General features: G+C 42.3%; 22 protein-coding genes. 12 read left to right on the top strand and 10 right to left on the bottom strand.

The genetic code is table 11. From position 1 onward, the window contains the following. Positions 1–12 precede the first annotated feature (12 nt). The 5 genes from ACLOAU_RS26005 to ACLOAU_RS25985 form a co-directional block, all read right to left on the bottom strand. On the bottom strand, positions 13–2,667 hold the full coding sequence (locus ACLOAU_RS26005) for a glycoside hydrolase family 3 N-terminal domain-containing protein (RefSeq protein ID WP_427864836.1): 2,655 nt from the start codon (positions 2,665–2,667) through the stop codon (positions 13–15). Positions 2,668–2,775: 108 nt separating this feature from the next. Continuing rightward, a complete protein-coding gene (locus ACLOAU_RS26000; protein WP_427864835.1) occupies positions 2,776–5,220 on the bottom strand; it encodes a TonB-dependent siderophore receptor in 2,445 nt (814 codons plus the stop codon). A gap of 173 nt (positions 5,221–5,393) precedes the next feature. Then, entirely contained in the window at positions 5,394–7,796 is a 2,403-nt protein-coding gene (lon, locus tag ACLOAU_RS25995; protein WP_427864834.1) for an endopeptidase La, read from the bottom strand. Between the two features lie 190 nt (positions 7,797–7,986). Beyond that, entirely contained in the window at positions 7,987–8,571 is a 585-nt protein-coding gene (locus ACLOAU_RS25990) for a porin family protein (RefSeq protein ID WP_427864833.1), read from the bottom strand. 58 nt (positions 8,572–8,629) lie between these two features. After that, positions 8,630–9,886, bottom strand: a complete 1,257-nt coding sequence (locus ACLOAU_RS25985; RefSeq protein WP_427864832.1) for a metallophosphoesterase — start codon at positions 9,884–9,886, stop codon at positions 8,630–8,632. 293 nt (positions 9,887–10,179) lie between these two features. On the opposite strand from ACLOAU_RS25985, the gene ACLOAU_RS25980 reads away from it, so the two are divergent. The 5 genes from ACLOAU_RS25980 (at position 10,180) to ACLOAU_RS25960 (ending at position 14,213) form a co-directional block, all read left to right on the top strand. Then, entirely contained in the window at positions 10,180–10,980 is an 801-nt protein-coding gene (locus ACLOAU_RS25980) for a ParA family protein (protein WP_114791680.1), read from the top strand. Positions 10,981–11,058: 78 nt separating this feature from the next. Next, positions 11,059–11,976: a ParB/RepB/Spo0J family partition protein gene (locus ACLOAU_RS25975; protein ID WP_427864831.1), complete on the top strand. Its 918-nt coding sequence runs from the start codon at positions 11,059–11,061 to the stop codon at positions 11,974–11,976. Positions 11,977–12,017: 41 nt separating this feature from the next. Beyond that, on the top strand, positions 12,018–12,713 hold the full coding sequence (locus ACLOAU_RS25970; RefSeq protein ID WP_427864830.1) for a DUF5683 domain-containing protein: 696 nt from the start codon (positions 12,018–12,020) through the stop codon (positions 12,711–12,713). 27 nt (positions 12,714–12,740) lie between these two features. Further along, on the top strand, positions 12,741–13,457 hold the full coding sequence (dapB, locus tag ACLOAU_RS25965) for a 4-hydroxy-tetrahydrodipicolinate reductase (RefSeq protein ID WP_427864829.1): 717 nt from the start codon (positions 12,741–12,743) through the stop codon (positions 13,455–13,457). Between the two features lie 168 nt (positions 13,458–13,625). Beyond that, on the top strand, positions 13,626–14,213 hold the full coding sequence (locus tag ACLOAU_RS25960; protein ID WP_427864828.1) for a DUF5683 domain-containing protein: 588 nt from the start codon (positions 13,626–13,628) through the stop codon (positions 14,211–14,213). A 50-nt stretch (positions 14,214–14,263) separates the two neighbouring features. Here the strand turns inward: ACLOAU_RS25960 and ACLOAU_RS25955 are convergent, their stop codons facing one another. The 3 genes from ACLOAU_RS25955 to ACLOAU_RS25945 form a co-directional block, all read right to left on the bottom strand. Further along, entirely contained in the window at positions 14,264–14,560 is a 297-nt protein-coding gene (locus tag ACLOAU_RS25955; protein ID WP_427864827.1) for a type II toxin-antitoxin system RelE/ParE family toxin, read from the bottom strand. Then, positions 14,550–14,786, bottom strand: a complete 237-nt coding sequence (locus ACLOAU_RS25950; protein ID WP_427864826.1) for a hypothetical protein — start codon at positions 14,784–14,786, stop codon at positions 14,550–14,552. The genes ACLOAU_RS25955 and ACLOAU_RS25950 overlap by 11 nt, the downstream gene beginning before the upstream one ends. A gap of 99 nt (positions 14,787–14,885) precedes the next feature. Then, the gene (locus tag ACLOAU_RS25945; RefSeq protein WP_427864825.1) at positions 14,886–15,938 is read right to left on the bottom strand and encodes an Mrp/NBP35 family ATP-binding protein; all 1,053 of its coding nucleotides are present in this window, start codon (positions 15,936–15,938) and stop codon (positions 14,886–14,888) included. Between the two features lie 101 nt (positions 15,939–16,039). Between ACLOAU_RS25945 and ACLOAU_RS25940 the strand changes: the two genes are divergently transcribed. Then, positions 16,040–16,672: a carboxypeptidase-like regulatory domain-containing protein gene (locus ACLOAU_RS25940; RefSeq protein WP_427864824.1), complete on the top strand. Its 633-nt coding sequence runs from the start codon at positions 16,040–16,042 to the stop codon at positions 16,670–16,672. 129 nt (positions 16,673–16,801) lie between these two features. Here ACLOAU_RS25940 and ruvA read toward each other — a convergent pair whose 3' ends face one another. Beyond that, positions 16,802–17,389, bottom strand: a complete 588-nt coding sequence (ruvA, locus tag ACLOAU_RS25935) for a Holliday junction branch migration protein RuvA (RefSeq protein WP_427864823.1) — start codon at positions 17,387–17,389, stop codon at positions 16,802–16,804. A 220-nt stretch (positions 17,390–17,609) separates the two neighbouring features. Here ruvA and ACLOAU_RS25930 point away from each other — a divergent pair, with 220 nt between their 5' ends. Both ACLOAU_RS25930 and ACLOAU_RS25925 read left to right on the top strand, forming a co-directional pair. After that, positions 17,610–18,602, top strand: coding sequence for a beta-ketoacyl-ACP synthase III (locus ACLOAU_RS25930; RefSeq protein ID WP_427864822.1), 993 nt, complete (start codon positions 17,610–17,612; stop codon positions 18,600–18,602). Positions 18,603–18,683: 81 nt separating this feature from the next. Further along, positions 18,684–19,139: a GNAT family N-acetyltransferase gene (locus tag ACLOAU_RS25925; protein WP_427864821.1), complete on the top strand. Its 456-nt coding sequence runs from the start codon at positions 18,684–18,686 to the stop codon at positions 19,137–19,139. Between the two features lie 57 nt (positions 19,140–19,196). On the opposite strand, the gene ACLOAU_RS25920 is transcribed toward ACLOAU_RS25925, so the two are convergent. Beyond that, on the bottom strand, positions 19,197–20,276 hold the full coding sequence (locus ACLOAU_RS25920) for an outer membrane beta-barrel protein (RefSeq protein ID WP_427864820.1): 1,080 nt from the start codon (positions 20,274–20,276) through the stop codon (positions 19,197–19,199). Between the two features lie 320 nt (positions 20,277–20,596). Here ACLOAU_RS25920 and efp point away from each other — a divergent pair, with 320 nt between their 5' ends. From efp to accC, 4 genes are all read left to right on the top strand, one after another. Next, positions 20,597–21,163, top strand: coding sequence for an elongation factor P (gene efp, locus ACLOAU_RS25915; RefSeq protein WP_427864819.1), 567 nt, complete (start codon positions 20,597–20,599; stop codon positions 21,161–21,163). A 188-nt stretch (positions 21,164–21,351) separates the two neighbouring features. Then, complete coding sequence (gene accB / locus ACLOAU_RS25910) at positions 21,352–21,843, top strand: acetyl-CoA carboxylase biotin carboxyl carrier protein (RefSeq protein ID WP_427864818.1); 492 nt, start codon at positions 21,352–21,354, stop codon at positions 21,841–21,843. Positions 21,844–21,893: 50 nt separating this feature from the next. Next, entirely contained in the window at positions 21,894–22,283 is a 390-nt protein-coding gene (locus tag ACLOAU_RS25905) for a four helix bundle protein (RefSeq protein ID WP_427864817.1), read from the top strand. 60 nt (positions 22,284–22,343) lie between these two features. Continuing rightward, the gene (gene accC, locus ACLOAU_RS25900) at positions 22,344–23,684 is read left to right on the top strand and encodes an acetyl-CoA carboxylase biotin carboxylase subunit (RefSeq protein ID WP_427864816.1); all 1,341 of its coding nucleotides are present in this window, start codon (positions 22,344–22,346) and stop codon (positions 23,682–23,684) included. Positions 23,685–23,761 lie beyond the last annotated feature (77 nt).

Raw genomic sequence — 23,761 nt, 5'->3', positions numbered from 1 at the left:
TTACAAAATCGACTACCTTACTTCGAATACTCCTCTTAGCCTGATATCTTTCGAGGAGGCGCCGATCATAATTCTGAACAAACCCGGCTCAACAACGGGTTTTAAATCCTTATCAAGCATGGATAGTTGTTCAGGCCCCATCACAAATGATAGCTGTTGACTTTGGCCGGCTTTTAAATGTACCCGCTGAAATCCTTTTAGTTCCATAACCGGTCGGGCCACGGAAGCTAATTCATCACGCAGGTATAGTTGCACCACTTCATCGCCATCGCGCGCACCGGTATTTTTAACAGTGAGTTGGATATGGACACTGTCAGAAGACCTGATCTGCTTTTGATCCAATACAAGATTGCTGTATTCAAATTGAGTATAGCTTAGTCCAAACCCAAAAGGGAACAACGGCTGTCCCGAAAGATTATTGTAATCGTCGCCCCGGCCTGTTGGCTTGTGGTTATATACCAACGGTAATTGCGCCTCATGCACGGGGAAGGTAATAGGTAGTCGTCCGGCCGGATTATAATCTCCAAAGAGCACATCGGCTACGCCTCTTCCTCCTTCTTCACCGGCATACCAGGTATGGCCAATGGCCTTTACTTTATCTGCCCAGTTTTGCATGGTAATAGCGCTGCCGCCTACCAATAGCACTACAACCGGTTTACCTGTGGCTGCCACCGCCTGTATCAATGCTTCCTGTTTGCCCGGCAAGCTAAGCATCGCCCTGTCCAGGAACTCGCCTTCAGTAATACCTGCTGCAATAATGGCTACATCTGCCTTTCGGGCCGCCGCTACCGCGTCTTTTATTTTTTGTGCGGTATTATCTGGTTTTCCTTCGTTCCACACCAACCTGATTGTTCCATTGCCATTGGTTTCATAAAATTCCACTTTGATGCGATATTTTTTCCCGGCTTCAAAGCTGTAGTTTTTTAAGGTAGTATGGTAAGACAATTTTTGCCACTGATCTACGATTAATTGATCATTAATATAAAGCCTGTAGCCGTCATTGCCTTCAATGCCTATTTTATAATTGCCGGTTTGGGGAGCTGTTAACGTACCGGTCCATCGTGCAGCGTAAAAGTCGCTACTTAATTGAGCATCAGGTGCATAAAGCGTCCATAAAAAATCAATAGTAGCATCGGTTCTTACCAGGTCTGGTTTTCCCGACATATCTCTCCCCGAAAAATATGCGGCTTCCAGGCCTGGTTTACCATTATTTGACAGGAAACGCCCGGATATAATTTTGTAACTACTGTCCTGTCGGCCCACGCCTTCAGTGTAATACACCTGCGTCTTACTACCCAGTTTTTCTCTAATGGCATCCAGCATATTAATTTTTTGATATCCTTCTCCGGCATAGCCACCCAGCCGGGCTTCAGCTGCATCCGGCCCTATAACAGCCAGTGATTTTATGCTTTTAGATAGCGGCAGTATGCGCTGCTCATTCTTAAGTAATACAAAAGACTTGCGGGCAGCTTCCAGTGCAGTTGCCTTCCCTTGTTTAAGGAGCTGTACATTATTGAATGTTTCCGGTATATAGGGATCTTCAAAAAGTCCCAGTTCAAACTTGGCGCGTAATACCCGTGATACCGCATCGTCTATCCTGGCCTGGTTAATCTTGCCATTTAAAAAAGCAGGCATAAATAATTTATGATGCTCATAATCGGTTTGAAAGATCACATCCAGTCCTCCGTTAATAGCATGTGCGCCACTTTCTTCATAGTCTTTAGCCGTATAATGTAATACTGCTTCACCGCCTACCGCGTTGGCATCTGAAATGACAAATCCTTTAAAACCCCATTCCTTTTTCAGCTTATCGATCAATAGCCAGTGATTAGATGAAGCTGCAGTGCCATCAAGGGAGTTGTAGGCTGTCATTATGGAGCGGGCACCCGCCTTTTTTATAGCGTCAATAAAAGGAGGGAAGTGAATTTCGCTTAGCAAACGCTCATTGAAATGGATGGGATAGCTGTCCCTGCCTCCATCGCCCACATTCGCCACAAAATGTTTGGGAGTGGTAATAATACCTCTCCGCTCAAAAGCGCTCATAAAAGCTACGCCCATCGCGCTGGTGAGAAAAGGGTCTTCACCGCAGGTTTCTTCTGTGCGTCCCCAGCGAACATCGGAGGCTATGTTTACTACAGGAGACAATATTTGCCTGATGCCTCTTTCTTTTACCTGGCTGGCAATATCAGATGCCACACGGTGTACCATTGCTGTATCCCAGGTTGCTGCAAGCCCTATTGCCTGGGGAAAGGCTGTGGACTGACTTCTTACCAAACCATGCAGCGCTTCATCAAACGCAATAATGGGAATGCCCAGCCGGGTTTGCTCAACGAAATATTTTTGAATACTATTGATTTTCCGGATCACCTTAGTGGCATCTTCCTGTGTATTATAACTAAGCAACTGGCCTGCTGCATCGCCTTTGGCTTTCGCGCTTACCTGGAACCCGAACAGGCCATTTTTGTATTGATCCGGTCCGGCATCGTCAAGATCTCCGGGAATCATAAACAATTGCCAGAATTTTTCTTCCGGCGTCATGCGTTTCAAAAGGTCGGCCACCCTTTTTTCAACAGGCTGAGAAGCATCCTTGTATAATGGTGGTTGGGCATAAGCACCCAAATGCATGATAATAATGGGGAGTAAAAGAAAATGTTTAAACGAAGACATATTGCAATGTATAAACTATCTTTTAAACCGGGTCTTTTGCCGTCATCATTTAAAAAGTTTATAAAAAAAGCCGCCCCTGGGGACGGCTTCATCAATAGCTTATGTATTCTAAAATTTATAGCCTGCAGTAACCACAAAGTTACGTGGAGGGATGGGGTTGATACTGTAGTTTTCGTGGATATAATAATTAAAGGTATTGCCAATATTTGCCAGCTTTGCTATTAGCGAAAGCTTTTTGTAAGTATAACCGGCAGAAATGTCAACTGTAGTAAATCCTTTTACCTTGAACAGGCGATCGTTAAGATACTGTTCTTTGGTTTGATTATCTAATGCATATTGGGTATTCCATCCTGCGTTACGTTCGCCTACGTAGTATACGCCGGCACCCAGTTTCAAACCTTTAATGATGCCCTTTTCGAAGGTGTAAAAAGTAGTTGCATTAGCGGTGTGCGCCGGATTGTTGACCAGGCGTTCACCTTCAAGAAAACTGCCGGTATTGCCTGCTGTTTTAGTGTAGCGCATATAGTTGTAGCTATACCCGGCCAGTATATCCCAGCCTTTTAACGGATGACTTTTGAAGTCCAGCTCAACGCCATCGCTGGTGGTTTGCCCCGTAAGCTCCCTGTAATTAGTATTGCTGTTAACATTGCCGTTCCTGTCAAGCAGTGCCATTTGCGAGAGATTGTTATTAATGATACGGTAAATGGTAAGATTGGCACTTAACAGCCCTTCAAAAAAGTCGTTTTTAACACCCACCTCATATTGATCGATAATCGACGGCTTTAAAGGATTTTCATAGATATCACGTCCCGAATTGGGGGAGAAGGAATTGGAGTAACTTGCAAACACTGTAGTACGGCTGGTAGGCTGGTATACCAGGCCGACTCTTGGAGAAAATGCTTTATCAATTTGAATAGTTCCATACCCGAGTGAGTCATTCTTTTGAAGGTATATGGTTTGTACCGGATTTGCTTGTTGAAATGACCAGCGCACACCAGCCAGTAATTTTATCTGATCGGTGATGCTGATCAGGTCCTGAATATAGGAGCCCAGGCGGGTAACAGGGCTTTTCGCTGAAGTATTCCATTTCCAGTTGGAGGGAATGTCTGTGCGCGCGGTATATGCTGATGGATCCAGCAGGTTGATCGTGTCGTAAGTAATGTTTGGAGAAAAGCTTGCAGCCAGGTTGACTGTTTTGTCATTTTCGTAATCTATTCCAACCAATAGTTTATGACTAATGGCACCGGTATTAAAATTACCATTTAAAAATAGTTGGCCTGTAAAATAATCCTGTTTGTTATTGGTTTTCCCTAAGGGTCTTGCGAATTTGCCTTTGATGTTGCCCTGTATACGCTCTGTAGAAAAATAATCTCTTTCATAATCCTGGTAGCCTCCCAGTGCATTGATCTGCCAGTTATCATTAAACTGGTGGTTCAGTTCAAAGGAAGCCGTAGCCTGTTTTGTTTTGGCGTATTGCCAGGGCGCGCCAAAAAAAGTGTTTCTCGATACCGGCGTTACCCTTTTGCCACCAACTGTGCTGGCTGGTAACGATGTGTCTGCATTCATGGTGCCAATACCAAAGTCGGGTGTAAATTCATGTTGCAGGTAGTCGCCCTGTACTGTTAATTTTGTTTTTTCACGTATTTTAAAAAGTATCGAAGGGTTTACATAGAAACGTTCTGAGTGTACATGATCGCGAAAACTGTTTGCTTTTTCATAAGTACCATTCACGCGGTAAGCGATCGATTTATTGATAGGGCCATAAATATCAATAGCCGGTTTGTACAAATCAAAGCTCCCTATACGCATATTCACTTCTCCACCGAAAACAAATTTTGGTTTTTTGGTAACCATATTGATAATTCCACCTGGCGTCACATTACCATACAGTAAAGCTGCTCCACCTTTCAATACCTCCACGCTTTCAATAGCGCTCATCTCGGGCATAGCGCCACTATTTGCCCTGAAGCCATTTTTAAAAGTGTTGGTATTGCCGAGACTGTAGCCCCGGGCATAGAAGGTTTCCTGTGTGCTGGCGCGGGCGCCTCCAAGATATACGCCGTTTACATTTTTAACTACATCGCTTAAACGCTGGGCCTGCTGATTCTCTATGGTAGACTGACCTATAATGGTAACTGCCTGGGGTAGGTCCATTATGGGAATGCCAGACTTGCCGATAGAGGCGGTTCCCTGGTTGATGCTACCTCCGATACGAACAATAACCTCTTTTAATTCCCTGCCGTTGAGTGCCAGATTATAGCTGGCAGCATCATTTTTTTCAGGAGGTACAGTAACCGGTATTTCCTGGCTTACCTCGTTTTCAAATGAGTATACCAATATGTATTTTCCAAAGGGAATGTCTGTAAAGGCAAACTTTCCTTTTTCGTCGGTTATAACATGTTTTTTGAGCCCTTTTATACTAACATTCACATTGGCTACGGCTTTCCCGTCAGGGGTTGTAATAAAGCCTTCAATTGATCCTGTGCCTGTTGATTGCGCTATTACAGTTAAGGCTGTAAAGAGCGTTGCTAAAATCATCACTATCCGTTTCATGCTTATCCTGGTTTATAAATTCGGCGCGAAGGAACGTAGATATAAGAAAGTTCATTTACGAGATGCGGAAAAAATATATCGCAATCCGGAATTTTTTACGGGCTGAAATAGAAAATAAAAAAAGCCGGACTGTTAAAAGCCCGGCTTGCCGTCAATGCATTTATAATTTAAATTTATTTGGTAAGTGCAATGGCCAGCACTTCCTCCATCTTATCTACATAATGAAATTTAAGTCCTTTAATGAAGGATGATTCCACCTCAGCTACATCTTTTTCGTTCTGGGCGCAAAGAATAATTTCTTTGAGTCCGGCGCGTTTAGCTGCCAGGATTTTTTCCTTAATACCACCCACCGGCAATACCTGTCCGCGTAAGGTTATTTCTCCGGTCATCGCCAGGAAGGGCTTTACTTTTTTGCCTGTCAGTGCCGATGCAATAGCGGTCATCATTGTAATACCCGCGCTGGGGCCGTCTTTAGGAGTAGCTCCTTCGGGAACATGTATATGTATACTTTTTTTACCGAAAATAGCAGGGTCAATATTGTATTGAGCGGCATGCGACTTCAGGTAACTTAAGGCAGTAGTGGCGCTTTCTTTCATCACATTGCCGAGGTTGCCCGTTAAGCTAAGGTCTCCCTTGCCATCGCTAAGGCTGGCCTCAATAAACAGGATATCACCACCTACATAGGTCCATGCCAGTCCCACGGCTACGCCGGCTGAGTTCACAGCTTTGTACAGGTCGCTGCTATATTTCGGCTTGCCGAGTATTTGCTGCAATTCTTCAACTGACAGGGATGTGCTGAGCACCTCGTCCATCGCTATTTTCCTGGCACGGTTACGCATGATACTTGCAATCACCCTGTCCAATTCACGTACACCACTTTCCCGTGTATAGTCAGCAATCAGGCGTTCTAACACCTTATCGCCAATTTTAAAGCTGCTTTTGGGTATACCATGCATTTCTTTTTGCTTGGGAACCAGGTGACGCTTGGCGATTTCTATTTTTTCTTCGATAGCATAGCCGCTCAGGTTGATGATCTCTAACCTGTCTCTTAAAGCCGGCTGTATATTTTGCAGGTTATTAGCGGTGGCAATAAACAGCACTTTGCTTAGGTCATATTCCAGTTCCAGGTAATTATCATAAAAAGTATTATTCTGTTCAGGATCTAAAACCTCCAGTAATGCGCTGCTGGGGTCGCCTCTGAAATCGTTACCCACTTTGTCAATTTCATCCAATACGATTACCGGGTTACTGCTTTTCGCCTTACGCAAAGATTGCAAAATACGGCCCGGCATGGCGCCGATATAGGTTTTGCGGTGCCCGCGTATTTCGCTTTCATCATGCAACCCACCCAGGCTTAAACGGATGTATTTACGGCCCAATGCACTGGCGATACTCTTGCCCAACGATGTTTTACCAATGCCGGGAGGACCAAAAAAGCAAAGTATGGGGCTCTTCATGTCTCCTTTTAATTTCAACACAGCGAGGTATTCCAATATCCGCTCTTTGATCTTAGCCATACCATAATGATCATTGTCCAGCGTCTTCTGGGCATTTTTCAGATCATACTGGTCATCGGTATATTCATTCCAGGGCAGGTCCAGCATCAGGTCTAAGTGATTGTACACCACCGAATAGTCTGGTGTGCTGGGATGCATTCTTTCCAGTTTCTCAATGCCTTTTTTAAAAGCTTCTTTTGCAGTGGCAGGCCAGCTCTTCAATTCAGCCTTTTTCTGCATCTCTTTTATTTCCTGTGAATTTGAATCGCCGCCTAATTCTTCTTTGATGCTTTTTAATTGCTGCTGAAGAAAATATTCGCGCTGTTGCTTATCAAGCTCTGTTCGGGTTTTGTTGGTTACCTTATTCTTCAGTTCTACAAACTGCAATTCTTTTTGTAACAGCTCCATCAGGTTTACAGCACGCTGCTTGATATCTGTTAATTCCAGTAGCTTTTGCTTCTCCTGAATGGATGTATTGAGGTTGCTGCTTACGAAGTGAATGAGGAAAACAGGACTTTCAATATTTTTAAGGATCAGGGTTGCCTCAGATGGTAAATTGGGCGACTGCTGAATAATGTTGGTAGCTATATCTTTTATATTAGATATGTAAGCTTCAAAATCACCATCTGTAGGAACTTCATTTTCTGCCAATCTGCTGGTTCTTGCTTTGAAGTAGGGATCTTCGGTAGTAATCTCGTCGATTGAGAACTTACTGCGGCCCTGGATAATAACGGTAGTACCGCCATCGGGCATTTTGATCAATTTAATAATCTTGGCTATAGAGCCAATCTTTTCCAGGTCGTCAATCCCCGGCTCCTCAACATTCGAATCTTTCTGGGCCACCACACCTACCAGCTTATCGCCTTTATAGGCATCATTTACTGCCTGGATGCTTTTGTCGCGCCCTACAGTAATGGGTAACACTACTCCCGGAAATAAAACAGTATTTCTAAGGGGAAGTATGGCTATTTCATCAGGAATAACATCCTGGCTATCGTCAGTTTCATTTTCATTAAGCGGAAGTATCGGCATAAAATCCATATCATCTTCAGGCTTCAAAAACACTTTGCTAAAATCCATAATATTTATTTTTGAGACAAACTGTCATATAACAGCTTTATAACCATACCGGTTAAGCTAATATATGAGAGGGTATATTAAGCGGCAATATTAATGCCATGCCGCTTAATACCGAAAACTTGTCGCAGAAAATAATATATGGGCAAAATCATCTCACCTGCCTTGCCAAAAGATAATAGATCGAGGGGCCTTAAAAAGCTACTCCCACGCTAAGCTGCAGGGCCTGGTTTTTCCATTGATCTTGTTCAACTACCTGGCTTACGTCATTCAGGCCAATTACGTAGCGGGCTGTCACTCTAAAAGCGCTCACATGAAGACTGGCGCCACCAACCATTGAAAAGTCTCCTTTTTTAAAAGCTTCCTTGCCGTTGTCAAGCAGCTTCTTGTCCTTGTTCATTAATATACCGAACTGGGGACCCGCTTCAATGTGCAGGGGGCCAAACAGGCGCATGTTCACCAAAATAGGAATAGACAGGTAATTTAGCTTGGCTTTTAACTGGTCATTTTTAAAGTTAGGAAGTGTGTTCGTAAATGATGTGTCAGTAGTGGCCGTTGTTTGCGAAAACAGCACCTCAGGATTAATACTGAATTTATCGCCCAGGCCAATTTCTGCAAAGCCGCCAAGAAGATAACTATAGTTAAACTCTTCTTTAAAGCTTTTACCGGTAATTTTTCCTGCATTAACACCGGCTTTTACACCAATATGAAACTGTGCATTAACAGATAGGGTAGAAAACAAAGCTATTGCAGCAATGATAAAAATGCGGTTAATCATTCTTTTTAGTTTAGAGGATGAAGGTTTAAAAAACAAATGTAGGTTTTTTAATGCTTGTCTACGCCAGTTCTATCAGGGTAATTTCAGGCAGAATACCCACCCTGCCAGGGTATCCTATGAATCCGAATCCGCGGTTTACATAGAGTTTTTGGTGCTGTTGCTCATATAAGCCCGCCCAATGCTTATATACATATTGTACCGGGCTCCACTTGAAACCTGGTATTTCCACGCCAAACTGCATGCCGTGGGTATGGCCACTTAAGGTGAGATCGACATCTGTGAATTTGGTACTTACTTCTGTATCCCAATGCGACGGATCGTGGCTCATCAATATTTTAAACGGATAATTGGCAGCTCCCTGCATAGCTTTAGCAAGGCTGCCATAGCTATGAAAGCTACCTCTGCCACTGATATTTTGTACGCCAACCAGGCCAATGGTGGCATTGTCCTTTTCCAGGGGCAGGTGTTCATCCAGCAACAGCCGCCAACCCATATCCGCATGTATCTTTTTCAGGGCGTCCAGGTTTTGGGCTTTCTCAGCCGGTGTTTTCCATTGTACATAGTCGCCATAATCATGATTACCCAATACCGAGTAAACGCCCATTGGCGCTTTAAGACGACTGAATATTTTTTGGTATTCGCCTACTTCATTGCTTTTGTTATTCACCAGGTCTCCTGTAAAAAGTATGAGATCGGGGTTCTGACTCAGAATAAGATCGATGCCTTTGTTTACGGCCTTGTAATTGGTGAAGCTGCCTGTATGAATGTCGGAAATGTGCACAATCTTTAAACCCTTAAAAGCTGCTGGCAGGTTGGCAAATGGGATTTTTACATTCTTTACCTGGTAATTATACTTATTGCTCAACCCATAAATGAAGGATGAAAACATAGTGCCGCCGGAAATGATACCCAGCCAGGTCAGGAATGATGACCTGGATATACGGTCACCTGTAGTGCCGGCAATCTCACTGATCTCATTGTTAGGGGAGAAGATTTTACCGGCAATCCATTGTACGGCGCGACGCAGATCGTCAACAAAGAAAAACAATGCACCTATTAATTTACCCAGGAATAAAGCAAATACCAGCACAAAAAGGATACTTCTCAATGCCTTATGCTGCTCGCTGGCCTGGAAATAAGGTAAAACGAATATCAATAAAACCAGCGCAATTGCTGAAAAAGCCCAATAAGCTATGGTGAAAATGGCTCTGCCTTTGGTGCCTGAAACAAAAAGTGACCGAACGGAGAAAAATACGTACAGGTCGATCAATATCATTGCTACGATAAGTATCCACCAGAAAGGCCCACTGCGCATATTATATTATTTTGTTATCAAACGTACATCAAATTTTTTATTCAGGAATTACACAAAAAAGTGAACAAAAAACAGACGGCAGTTCCCTCCTGGGCAATAAGCTTTCAGGAGAAAACCGGGGAATTATATATGGGTAGACGTTTTAAGACAGAATTCCCTTTAAATATTAACGAAGAAGTACAACCGGGAGGATACAATCTAATTAACAGTTGACCCAAAAAGTTTACATTTGCGTTTCGCCGCGATCGATGAGTTTTTTCATCTTATTAATCTTTATTCGTGGGTAAAAAATTATGGCAAAAATAATTGGAGTTGCAAACCAAAAAGGTGGTGTAGGTAAAACCACAACGGCTATAAACCTGGCTGCCAGTTTTGCAGTGCTGGAATATAGAACGTTGCTGGTAGATGCTGATCCACAGGCAAATAGCACCACGGGGGTAGGCTTTGATCTGCAAAATATAACGCAGAGCCTGTACGACTGTATGGCCAATCAAACCCCTGCTCAAAATGTTATCCTGAAAAGCGATATTCCCAACCTGGATCTGATCCCTTCGCATATAGACCTGGTGGGTGCTGAAATAGAAATGATTAATTATCCCAACAGGGAAACGGTGCTGAAAGAAATACTGGCAGCAGTACAGGATAATTATGATTTTATCGTGATCGATTGCTCTCCCTCCCTTGGTTTAATAACCGTAAATGCATTGACTGCCGCCCAATCGGTAGTAGTGCCTGTGCAGTGCGAGTTTTTTGCGTTAGAAGGGTTAGGGAAGTTGTTGAATACTATTAAGATTGTACAAAGTCGCCTCAATATGGATCTGAAAATCGAAGGGATCCTGATGACCATGTATGATGCCCGCCTGCGCTTGTGCAACCAGGTGGTTAATGAAGTACGCAGGCATTTTGATGAGTTGGTATTCAGCACGATCATCCATCGTAATTCCAAGCTGAGCGAAGCCCCCAGTTTTGGTAAGCCGGTAATACTGTACGATGGTAATAGTAAGGGGTCTGTTAATTACCTGAACCTGGCCAAAGAAATATTACAAAAGAATAACCTGACAAAAATTCCAAACGAGGAGAAAATATTGGAATAAGTTAACAAGTTAGAAGGTTGATAAGTTGAAAAGGATGAACCCTGTCAACTTTTAAACCTGTCAACATACCAACTAAAAATGGCTACACAAAAATCAAATAAAGACGCATTAGGAAAAGGTATTCGTTCGCTGCTGGGTAGTATTGATGCCGAGTTGAAAAGTGGCACCGGTGACTTAAAGAAAACGGTAGTAGAAGCGGCAACTAATATTTCGAAGATCCCTGTTGCGGAAATCGAAACCAATCCTAAACAGCCCCGTACCGATTTTGACGAACAGGCTTTGCAGGAACTGGCTCAGTCGATCAAGATCCATGACATTATTCAGCCACTTACCGTTTCTAAAATGGCAAACGGTAAATACAGGCTGATTGCGGGGGAACGCCGTTTACGCGCTTCCAGGATAGCAGGACTGAAGGAAGTGCCGGCTTATATAAGGCAGGCTAATGATGCCGAATTGCTGGAGCTGGCTTTACTGGAGAATTTACAGCGGGAAGACCTGAATGCGGTTGAAGTTGCTTTAAGCTATAAACGTATGATGGACGAGCTGGAGTATACACAGGACCAGGTGGCTGAAAGAATGGGTAAGGACCGGAGCACCGTGGCCAACTTTATCAGGTTGCTGAAACTACCGCCGGATATTCAGCTGGCTGTGAGAAGCAGCGTCATTTCTATGGGACATGCCCGCGCTTTAATCAATGTAGATACAGTAGACAGGCAGTTATTTATATTTAAAGAAATAAAAGAGAAAGGTTTGTCTGTAAGGCAAACGGAAGAATTGGTAAGAAATTTATACAAAGAAAACGGGGTTGCTAAGAGAACGGCCAAAAGCAGTTTGTCTTCACCATTTCAACGCATTGAAGATAAATTGGCCACCCAGTTTGATACCCGTGTAAAGCTGAAACATAGTTCTAAAGGCAACGGACAGATTACTTTTGATTATTATTCGGTAGAAGAACTCAATAAGCTGTTGCAAAACTTTAACGTGTCTATCGACTAACTTTAACGTGGCAATAGATTAATCTGTATTTTATTTGCACCATGCATGTAGTTACAAAACTTTTTCTTTCTGCTTTATTATGCACACTGTTGCTTGTGGGGGCTGTCCATGCGCAAACTGTTGATACGACAGTTGCACGCCAGATCATGGCAGCAAAGGACTCCGTCGTAAAACCCACTATTAAAAATCCCGCTTTCAGGGAAACAGATAGTGCTAAATTAAGAGATCCCAATGCCCGTATCCCAAGAGTAGCGGCAATCAGGTCTGCAATTCTGCCAGGTTGGGGACAGATCTATAATAAAAAGCTCTGGTATGTAAAAGTACCCGTTATATATGCTGCGCTGGGTATAACGGGTGGCATATTCGTTAATAACATTACCTGGTACAACCGTACAAAATATGCATATCGGGTGGCTATTAATATACAGCAGGGCAATGATACGTTGGGAAGTGCTGCATATGGCAAAGTGTATGAAAGCCTGAAGCGTGTTTTTTTTGAGGGAAGCCAGGGAATTCAGCCGGAATACTTACGTACTAACCGGGACTATTTCAGGAAAAATGTGGATTATGCAGCCATCTATTTTATTATTGCATGGGGCTTGAATGTGGTGGAAGCAGCAGTGGGCGCTCATTTGAGCAGCTTTGATGTATCTCCCGATCTGACATTTAAGATACACCCCGGCTACAGTGAAATGGCACAAACTGCGGGCGTTAGTTTGATATTAAGGGTTAAATAAAACCGGCTATAAAATATTATTGAAATTATGAAGATTGCATTGATCGGCTATGGTAAAATGGGAAAAGCTATTGAAGCCATTGCACTGGAAAGGGGACATGAAGTTGTTTTAAAGATAGATGAGTCTAACACTGCAGATTTTAACCAGGAAAACATAGCGAAGGCGGATGTGGCGATTGAGTTTACCGGACCGCATACGGCTTATGAAAATATCCGGAAGGCAATTGAATTGGGGGTACCTCTTGTCAGCGGGTCTACCGGTTGGCTGGATAAAATGTCGGAGGTAGAACAGTTGTGTGCGGATAAAAACGGGGCATTTATATATGCGAGTAATTTCAGTGTAGGCGTGAACCTGTTTTTTGAGCTCAATAAAAAGCTGGCAGCATTAATGCATCCTCACAAAGAATACAATGTATCATTAGAGGAAATACACCACACCCAGAAAAAGGATGCTCCCAGTGGAACGGCCATTACATTGGCCGAGGGGGTAATGGAGACCTACCAGGCCATGACGAAATGGGTAAATGATACAGCGCCTCAGCCCGATGAGTTGCTGATCGTTAGTAAAAGAATTGATCCTGATCCGGGAACCCATACCATCCGTTATACATCAGAAATAGATGATATCACTATTACACATTCAGCACATAGCCGCAAGGGATTTGCCCTGGGTGCGGTAGTAGCTGCAGAATTCCTGAAAGATAAAAAAGGGATTTTTACGATGAAAGAGGTATTGGGGTTATAGAAAGTATTATATCGATATTATTGAAGACGCTCTACTTGGTAGGGCGTTTTTGTTTTCTGTTACTGAAACGTTGTGATGTCGTTAATCATAAAACTATATTTTGTTAAATAGAATAGCGGAGCGGTAACTTTAACTTGGTGTAAAGTAATTGTATGTTTTATTTGTTCAATGTACGCAAAACTAACTATTACCGTTGCAGCATTGCTACTTCTACCGCATTTGCTAATGGCCCAACACAAAGACGGCCAGTTTAGAACCAAAAAAGAACACATGCCTCAAAAGGCCGCCATTCGATCAGCAGTATTACCCGGCTGGGGACAGGTATATAATAGAAAGGCATGGAAAGTGCCGGTTGTGTATAGTGCATTGGGTTTAACCGGCGGTTTGTTTGTCTCGAATCTTAACTGGTACAAAAAATTTCAGGCAGGTGTTCGGGTTGGTGATTATTTAGTGAGTGACGGTAACTATCCCAAAGATTCAACCGGTTACTTTGCATTGAACCGGGTTGTGAAATTGTATCTGGGTGATGGGCGGGGACTTGAAATGTTGAGAAGTATCAGGGATGATTCGAGAAAGAACATGGTCTATTCGGGCTTATACTTTCTAGTGGCCTGGGGGTTAAATGTTATAGACGCCACGGTGGATGCACATTTGAGTGATTTTGACGTGTCAGGCGATCTTTCACTGGGTGTAAGGCCTGCTATCGATATAGCTTCATGTACAGCTGGTTTGAGTCTGGTGTTGAAAACAAAGTAATTGTCTGTGATTGTTTAAACTTTCTGGTTGGCCGCGTTTTTAATTGGTCGTTATAAATCCGGTCTTAAATCAGGGTTTCGTCTATTATGAAAACAGGCCAGTACTTTTATGATTTTCTTATTTTCATCGATAAGAAAGTAAAGTATATATGGGAACCTTTTTAGTTTTAAGCCATTTATATTTTTGTAATATAAGCGGGTAGGAGGAGTATGAGTTAGCAGTTCATAAGCAGTTTCCAGCTCCTGAACAAAAATTGATGGAGCTTGACTGCTATGTTTTACATAATAATCAATCGCAATTTCTATTTCTTTTACAGCCCTTTTAGAGATAACAATACTATAGGCCATATTTTTGGGTTAAATGAGTCAGCGACTGTTTCGCAGATATAAACTCATCGTCATTGTCTTTCATTCGGTTCTCTAAAACATTTATTAAGCTCTCTTCAAGCTCGTCATTTGTGTCATCTTCAGTTATAATAATTTTGATAGGCTTCGACTTAAATGCTGCTTTTATAGAATTGATAATATCAACATTCATGTCCTGTGCCGAATCTAAATGATAGGTTGTATACATAACGAAAAACGTTTAATGTAAATTTAATACTTTTAATATTATGGGTTAAGACATTCCCGTCCATACATCTACGTATAACTAATCATGGCTATGAGCGTATTATATAGCATTGCTAACCTCTCTTGCCAAATCCCTGAAAGCTTTTTTACTTACTTCGTCATCGCTTACCATTACCGGTATGCCTATATCACCACCTTCGCGAATACTTTGCACCAGTGGTATTTCTCCCAGGAAGGGTAATTCGTATTGTTCCGCTAACTTCTGAGCGCCCTGTTTTCCAAAAATATAGTACTTATTGTCCGGTAATTCTGCCGGTGTGAAGTAACTCATATTTTCTACCAATCCCAGTATTCTCGCGTTTAATTGCGCCTGCCCGAACATGGCAATCCCTTTTTTCGCATCTGCCAGGGCTACATCCTGCGGTGTACTCACAATCACAACGCCCGAAACTTTGATCATTTGCAACAAGGTAAGGTGTATGTCACCCGTGCCCGGGGGCATGTCTACAATAAGATAGTCCAGCTCTCCCCAATCCACATCGGTAACAAACTGTCTTATGGCGCTGCTGGCCATAGGGCCGCGCCAAACTACGGCTTTGCTTTCATCTACTAATAACCCTATGCTCAGGAGCCGGATACCAAATCGTTCCAGCGGAACAATCACTCCCTTGCCATTTACATCTTTCATTAAAGGCCGTTCTCCCCTCACTCCAAACATTATAGGCACGCTAGGGCCATAAATATCCGCATCCATGAGGCCTACTTTGGCGCCTGATTCTGCCAGGGCCAGGGCCAGGTTGGCTGATACGGTACTTTTACCTACACCGCCTTTGCCGCTTATAACTGCAATTACTTTTTTCACACCCGAAAGCGGTGCGTTTTGTTCTTGCTCATAAGCAGTTTCTGCTACCGGCTTATTTTGAAATGCTACTTTTATGATCGCATCCTTATTGACCTGTTCTTTAATGGCTTTAATAGCTTCGCTTTTAAGCTTTAACCTCATGTCGGCATCGTTAGTGTCTACGATAAGGCTGAACGAAATATAATATTTTTCAATATTCAGATCCTGTACAATACCCGCGCTTACAATATCTTTTTCATTGCCAGTATGATATACTGTTTTTAACGCATCCAATACTTTTTCCTTCGTCATTATTAAAGCTTATGTTAAATTCAAATATAAATGCCAAAGTTAAACACCAATGCAGCCAAATTGTTGTCTTAATTAAAAATCATGTACTTAATTTTGGCGCAGTGAAGAAGATATTGTTTTTAGTTAGCTTTTTAATGGGGGTAACCGCGGTAAACGCGCAATTTGAAAAAGCCCGTGATTCTGTTGTTCAGCTTTTCGGGGTAATCATGACTGCTGATAGCCTGGAGGCCATTCCGGCAGTGAGCGTAACTGTAAAAGGTACCAAAAGAGGAACCATCACTAATAATGAGGGGGTCTTTTCAATTGCTGTATTAAAGGGTGATGTGATCGAATTTTCGCACGTTAGCTTTTTGCCTGGTTCCGTTCATGTTCCGGATACATTAAAAGGCAGCCAGTACAGTATTGTGAAAACCTTGGTGCAGGATACTGCATTCCTGCCTGTGGCGATTATCAGGCCCCGGCCTACCCCCGAGCAGTTCGCGAGAGACTTTGTGAACGTACCTATTGCAGAAGATGAACTGGAAATATTGCGCAAGGCTAATACCCCGGAAGCCAGGAGGGCATATTTGGCCAAATTGCCACAGGATGGAAGAGAAATGACCAATCGCCAGCTGAATAACGTATTTCAGCGCGCCCGTTACCAGGGGCAAATACCACCGATGAATATATTTAGCCCTGCCGCCTGGGCAGAATTTATTAATGCCTGGAAACGTGGTGATTTTAAGCGGAAGTGATGAGAATAGTCAATAGGGAATGGTGAATAGGGAATGATGAGTGGTGAGTATTGAATATTGAGTGATTGTAGAGTAACCCATATCCAGTATCCAACATTCCAGTATCTACCATCCAGCATCCGCATCCCGCTACAGCCCCTTCAATACTTTCTTGATCAGGTCTTCCAGTGCAAGTTCCGGTTCTGCCTGCAGCAGTTTCGATAGGTTTTGTTCGGCCTGCTGACGATTAATGCCCAATGCTAACAATGCTTCAAGCGCATCTTGTTTTACTGAAGATACCGTTGATTTTCCCAGGGTTACAATAATATCCGTATGCTGTTTACCGATCTTGTCCTTTAGTTCTAAAACCGCTCTTTCCGCTGTTTTCTTGCCTATTCCCTTTATTCTTTCCAGCGCTTTACTGTCTTCCTGTAAAATAGCCGAACTTACTTCTTCGGGCTTCATATAAGAAAGAATCAGTCTTGCCGTGTTCGCGCCGATACCGGACACACTTATTAATAATAGGAATATGTCTTTTTCCTGCGTATCACTAAATCCGTAAAGCAGGTGGGCATCTTCCTTTATAATAACATGTGTATATAACAGGCCTTTTTCAAGGTCCTGGATTTTTGAATAGGTATTCAGACTGATGTTAACCTCATATCCGATGCCCCCTATATCTACTATAGCCGTTGACGGTGTAATATGGGCAAATGTTCCTTTTAAATAGCTGATCATTTGCCAAATATCAAATATCGAACGCTAAATCACAAATTCTCAATAATAAAACTCCGGGGCGCGATCATTTAAAATGCTTTAGGTACCTGCCTTTTCTTCCGGCAATTGTTGTTTGAACAATCTTCAATCAGAAATCCTAAATCTCAAATCACAAAATCATAAATTCTGTTACCTTTGGCATCCCCGAAGGGGTACTTCGGCAAAATATTTTAAGAAAGCAATGGCGAACAAAATTACAGCGGCAATCACAGCAGTTAATGGCTATGTTCCAGAGGATAAACTAACGAATTTCGATCTTGAAAAAATAGTGGAAACCAGCGACGAATGGATACGTACCCGAACAGGTATTGAGGAAAGAAGGATTTTGAAGGGAGAAGGAAAAGGGGTGAGTGAAATGATTGTGCCGGCTCTAAAGGGTTTGCTTGAAAAGCGTGGTATTGATGCTACAGAAGTAGATTGTATTATTGTTGCAACTGTGACGCCGGATATGGTGTTCCCCGCCACTGCAAATATCGTAGCACATAAAATAGGCGCAGTAAATGCTTTTGGCTATGATGTGTCTGCAGCCTGCTCAGGCTTTCTGTACGCCCTCACGCAGGGCGCCGCCTTTATTGAAAGCGGTCGCTATAAAAAAGTAATAGTAGTAGGCGCTGATAAAATGAGCGCTATTGTTGATTATACAGACAGGACTACCTGCATTATTTTTGGTGACGGCGCCGGTGCCGTTTTACTGGAGCCTAACCAGGATGGGGTGGGAATAAAAGACAGTCTTCTTAAAAGTGATGGGAGCGGAGCTCAGTATTTAAGAATGAAGGCCGGCGGTAGTGCTTATCCGGCCAGTGCTGAAACAGTGGCCAATCGCGAACACTACGCTTACCAGGAAGGGCAGACTGTATTTAAATTTGCTGTGAAAGGAATGGCTGATGTAAGTGCAGAGCTTTTGGAAAGAAACGGCTTAACGGGTGATGATATTGCATGGCTCGTACCGCATCAGGCCAACCTGCGTATTATTGATGCAACAGCCAATCGCATTGGCTTGCCTAAAGAAAAGGTGATGATCAATATTCAAAAATACGGCAATACAACAGCGGCCACTATTCCTTTATGTTTGTGGGAGTGGGAGAGCAGGCTAAAAAAAGGCGATAAGCTGGTACTTGCTGCCTTCGGCGGCGGATTCACCTGGGGCGCCACACTTATTGACTGGGCATATTAAGGTTCAGGGTTTGCAGTTTAAGGTTCCGGGGTTAGTTACTCATCACTTATTATTCATCGTTCATTACTTATTACTCACTAATTGACATCCAACATACAAATACGCCGTGCCGAGGCACCTGATTGCCCACGCATTTTAGAGCTGGTGCAGGAGCTGGCCGATTATGAAAAGGCTTCGTCAGAGGTTACCGTAAGCCGGGAGCATTTTTTAGAAAGCGGCTTTGGCGCTAATCCTGTGTGGTGGGGTTTTGTGGCAGAATACCAGGGAAAGATAGTGGCCTTTGCTTTGTATTATATCAGGTTCTCTACCTGGAAGGGACAGGCTATGTATCTGGAAGATATATTAGTTACAGAAGAGATGAGGGGAAAGGGAGTGGGGAAATTATTATTCGAGGCCTTAATTGCTGAGGCCCGGGACAAGGGACTGAACCGGATGTGCTGGCAGGTATTGGACTGGAATGAGCCTGCTATTAATTTTTATAAAAAATATAATGCGTCATTTGACGGTGAATGGGTCAACTGCGCTATTAATATCTAAAAAGTAAAACCTCCCGCAAGCAGGAGGTTTTTTCTATAAGCAGTGTAAAACAAAGTACTAGAATGAATATACTGCAGCCACCAGGAAAGATGCAGCACTTTTGGTATCGCTACCATCATTTTTCTTAAATATAGGGTCTTTGGCGCTGTCGATCCTGAACTCAGGAATAATGGCCAGACCGCTAACCGGTTTGATGTTAAACGACAAGGTAGCCTGTGTTATTGAAGTTCCTGTGGGGTTTGCATCTCCATAGGTTCCAAAAACAAGACCTTTATCTTTATCGTCAAAATATTCACCTCTCAGGGTAATACCAAATTTTTCGGTTGGGTCAAGATTTAAGTATAAGGCTGATCCCCACCATTTGCCCGAACCACCGCCTACAGGGTCAATCATTTTAACGGTTCCATCATAACCCAGTGAAAACATATCGCTGATCTTAGCCGTTGCTGTAAGACCTATCTGGTTGATGTTGTTGCCTGCCGTGTCTTTACCGCCCACATAGTTTAAAAATGCATTCACATGCTCCGATGTTTTGCTAAACTGTGCTATGGCATTCTTTTTTGCGAACGAAGCCGAGAGGAAGTCGGTTGGATTGGCGACACCCGCCATTAATCCGAAACCGTTTCCTAACGTAAAATCTGCTTTCAATCCTGTATGTGAAAACGGTCCATAGGAAAACATATAACTCATACTGTAGTTACGGTTGAGTTGCGGGTCTAATACTTCATAGCCCAGGTGGGTTCCCCATTTACCTGCTGATATCCTGATATTATCTGTTGGATTATAAGTTACATAAGCTTGCTTGATAGCTTGTAAAATACCCGACTCTACATATGAGAATTCGGTAGCCCTCGTACCGAACCCAAGGTCTACTACTACGCCAGCCTTTCCCTTGGTGTAGCTGGCTTTCAATGAAGCCATTCCCAGTTCGATAGAGTTTTGCGAGTTAGTAAAGCTGGTCTTATTGTTAAACGCGCCTGTTGATTTGGCGTTGGCGAAATTATAGCGATAGTAAGCATCTACCGACCCGTTAATTTGTAATTCGCCTTTGGGTTCTTCAGTTTCCGGTTCTGTTTGTGCAAAAATTGCAGTTGAGATGAAAAGAGCTTTGGTTGCTAAAAGAAGTTTTCCTTTCATTTACTTTAGTTTAAAGTTTTAAAAAAATGTTTAAAAAACGAGATTTATATAGTAATTGCACATAATGTGATGTTATTTAGTATGACTTACTTTGTTTTTGGTTTATTTTATACTAGTTTATCATATTAAATAAATACTAATTAATTGTAAACATAACAATAATTCTACTAAAATTCAAAAAACTGTAGAAAATATATAAATATAGATTTATTTAATACGATATCCAAGCTTGTTTTTTTTCTCCTCTTCTTTACATAGGCTGCGATTATTTACAGACGGCTATTGAAAAATGCTATATTTGCGCCCTAAAAAAAATTATAATGGCAAATACTGCAGATATCAGCCGTGGCATGATCATCAAACTGGACGGTAGCCTTTACTCGGTAGTTGAGTTTGGCGAAAACAAAACAGCTCGTGCAGCTGCAAAAGTTTGGGCGAAACTGAAAGGTGTAGACAATAGCAGAACGATCGAGAAAACCTGGAACTCGGGAGACAATATTTTCCCTGTTAGAGTTGAGAAAAGAGAGTATCAATACCTTTACCAGGACGAAACCGGCTACAACTTTATGGATAACAGTACGTTTGAGCAAATGAGCGTAGCTGAGGGCCTGATTGATGCGCCACAGTTTCTGAAAGAAGGCCAGGAGGTTTCCATTGCCATTAATACGGAAACAGAGCAGCCTGTAAGTGTAGAGTTGCCTGATAAAATTGTGATGCTGGTAACTTACACAGAGCCCGGCTTGAAGGGTGACACCGCTACGCGTACTTTAAAGCCCGCTACCGTTGAAACGGGAGCTACAGTTAGTGTGCCTTTATTCGTAAACGAAGGTGAATTAATAAGGGTAAACACGAAGACAGGCGAGTACGTAGAACGTGTAAAAGATTAATCATAAGTATATTTAAAAATGGCTCTGATCAGCACAGGTTGAGGGCCATTTTTATTTATGGGGCCGCTGTGCCAAAAATTAGCAGAAATCTGCAGTTAATCTTATTGATTTACTTACCTTAGTTGTTCGCTTCGAACGCTGTTACAGAAAAAATTGTATTAACCCCCAAAGCTGTCAAATTGAAAAGTATGGACTTTAGGCAAATTCAGGAATTGATCAAGATGATCAATAAATCTAATATCGGAGAATTAAATATAGAGCAGAAGGATTTTAAATTAACGATCAAGCAAAAAGAGGAAGCGATTACACAAGTTGTATCAGCACCTCCTTTTCCTGTTCAGAGTTTACCGGTTCAGGTAGCGCCTGCACAAATAACAGCGCCGCAAACTCCGGCAGCAGCGGCTTCTGCTGAGAAAGCAAAAGCTGAGCCTTCCAGCAATAATACCATTGTTAAAAGCCCGATGATAGGAACTTTCTATCGCAGACCATCACCTGATAAATCAAATTTTGTAGAAGAAGGAGATATCATTACTCCCGGCAAAGTACTGTGCGTGATAGAAGCAATGAAGTTATTTAACGAAATCGAAAGTGAAATAAGCGGAAGGATCGTTAAAATATTAGTGGATGATGCTTCCCCGGTTGAGTTTGATCAGCCTTTGTTTGAAGTGGAGACTGCATAATAATGAGATAATGAGCTGATTTGCTAATATGCTAATCATAAAATTGGTTTATGCAAAAAGACCTTATAGAGAAAAATCCGATCTTAAAGCTGAGTTTCGAGTTTTCTTTGTTAATTATTGATTACTGTGGCAGGTTGGATGAGAGCAAAAAGTTTGCAATAAGTAAGCAGCTATTCAGGTCGGGCACGTCTATTGGAGCCAATGCATTTGAAGCTCAAAATTGTGAAAGTAAAGCAGACTTTATACACAAGATAAAGATATCGGCGAAAGAAGCCGATGAAGCTCAGTATTGGCTCACATTATGTGAATACTCCAAAGAATATCCTTCAGCATTTGACTTACTTATCAAATTAGAAGAGATCAGCAAAATTCTGAATAAGATTTTGTCGACCTCCAGAAGGAAAAATCCTTTTAGTTATATTCTTAGTTTTTTTATATAAACAGATGTGCGATGTCAATTATCGTATTAGCACATTATCATATTAGCACATTTAAAAATTATGTTTAAAAAGATATTAATAGCCAACAGGGGTGAGATTGCTTTACGCATTATTAGAACCTGTCGGGAGATGGGTATTAAAACGGTTGCTGTGTATTCTACGGCCGATAGCGAAAGCTTACACGTAAAATTTGCAGATGAAGCGGTTTGCATTGGTCGCCCGGCCAGTTCAGAGTCTTACTTGAATATCCCTAATATTATGGCTGCCATCGAAATTACCAATGCCGATGCGGTGCATCCGGGCTATGGTTTCCTGGCTGAAAATGCGAAATTTGCTGACATCTGCAATAAAAGCAATATAAAATTTATTGGCCCTACAGCAGATATGATCAATAAAATGGGGGATAAGATTACGGCAAAAGAAACCATGATCAAAGCAGGTGTGCCTGTTGTGCCCGGCGGAGAAGGTTTACTGGAGAGTATCGAAGAAGCGAAAGAGTTGGCTAAAGTAGTAGGATACCCGGTTATACTAAAAGCTACTGCAGGTGGCGGTGGTAAAGGAATGCGCATTGTTTGGAACGAGAGCGAAATGGAGAAAGCGTATGATACTGCTAAAATGGAAGCTGCAGCATCTTTTAAGAATGATGGTATCTATATGGAGAAGTTTGTTGAAGAACCCCGCCATATAGAAATACAGGTTGCCGGCGATCAGTTTGGTAACGTATGTCATATGAGTGAACGCGACTGTTCTATTCAAAGACGTCACCAGAAACTGGTGGAAGAATCTCCTTCTCCTTTTATGACCGATGAACTGCGCGCTGCCATGGGTGAAGCGGCTAAAAAAGCTGCTGCTGCTATCGGCTACGAAAGTGTAGGTACCATCGAGTTCCTGGTAGATAAACACCGCAATTTCTACTTTATGGAAATGAATACCCGCATACAGGTAGAGCATTGCGTAACAGAAGAAGTGATCAATTTTGACCTTATCAAAGAACAGATTAAAATTGCGATGGGTGAAAAAATATCCGGTAACGATTACTTCCCTCATATGCATAGCATTGAATGCCGTATTAATGCAGAAGATCCGTTCAACGACTTCCGTCCGTCTCCGGGCAAAATCACCAACCTGCATGTACCAGGCGGTCATGGCGTAAGAGTAGATAGCCATGTTTATGCGGGGTATACCATATCTCCTTACTACGATTCAATGATTGGCAAACTGATCACCGTAGCCCGTACCCGGAAAGAAGCTATTGATACCATGTACAGGGCTTTGAGCGAATACGTTATTGAAGGGGTGAAAACTACTATTCCTTTTCATCTTCAATTGATGAAAAATGAAGATTTTATTAATGGAAACTTTAATACTAAATTCTTAGAGACCTTTCAATTAAAGAAATAAGCAGTTAGAGGAGTATTGTATATTCCCTTACACATAATAAAAAATGGGCTTCGAAAACCGAAGCCCATTTTTTATGC

Origin of the sequence: Paraniabella aurantiaca, assembly GCF_050309965.1 — a bacterium.
Taxonomy (GTDB): Bacteria; Bacteroidota; Bacteroidia; order Chitinophagales; family Chitinophagaceae; genus Niabella.
This window is presented reverse-complemented; position numbering and strand designations above follow the sequence as displayed.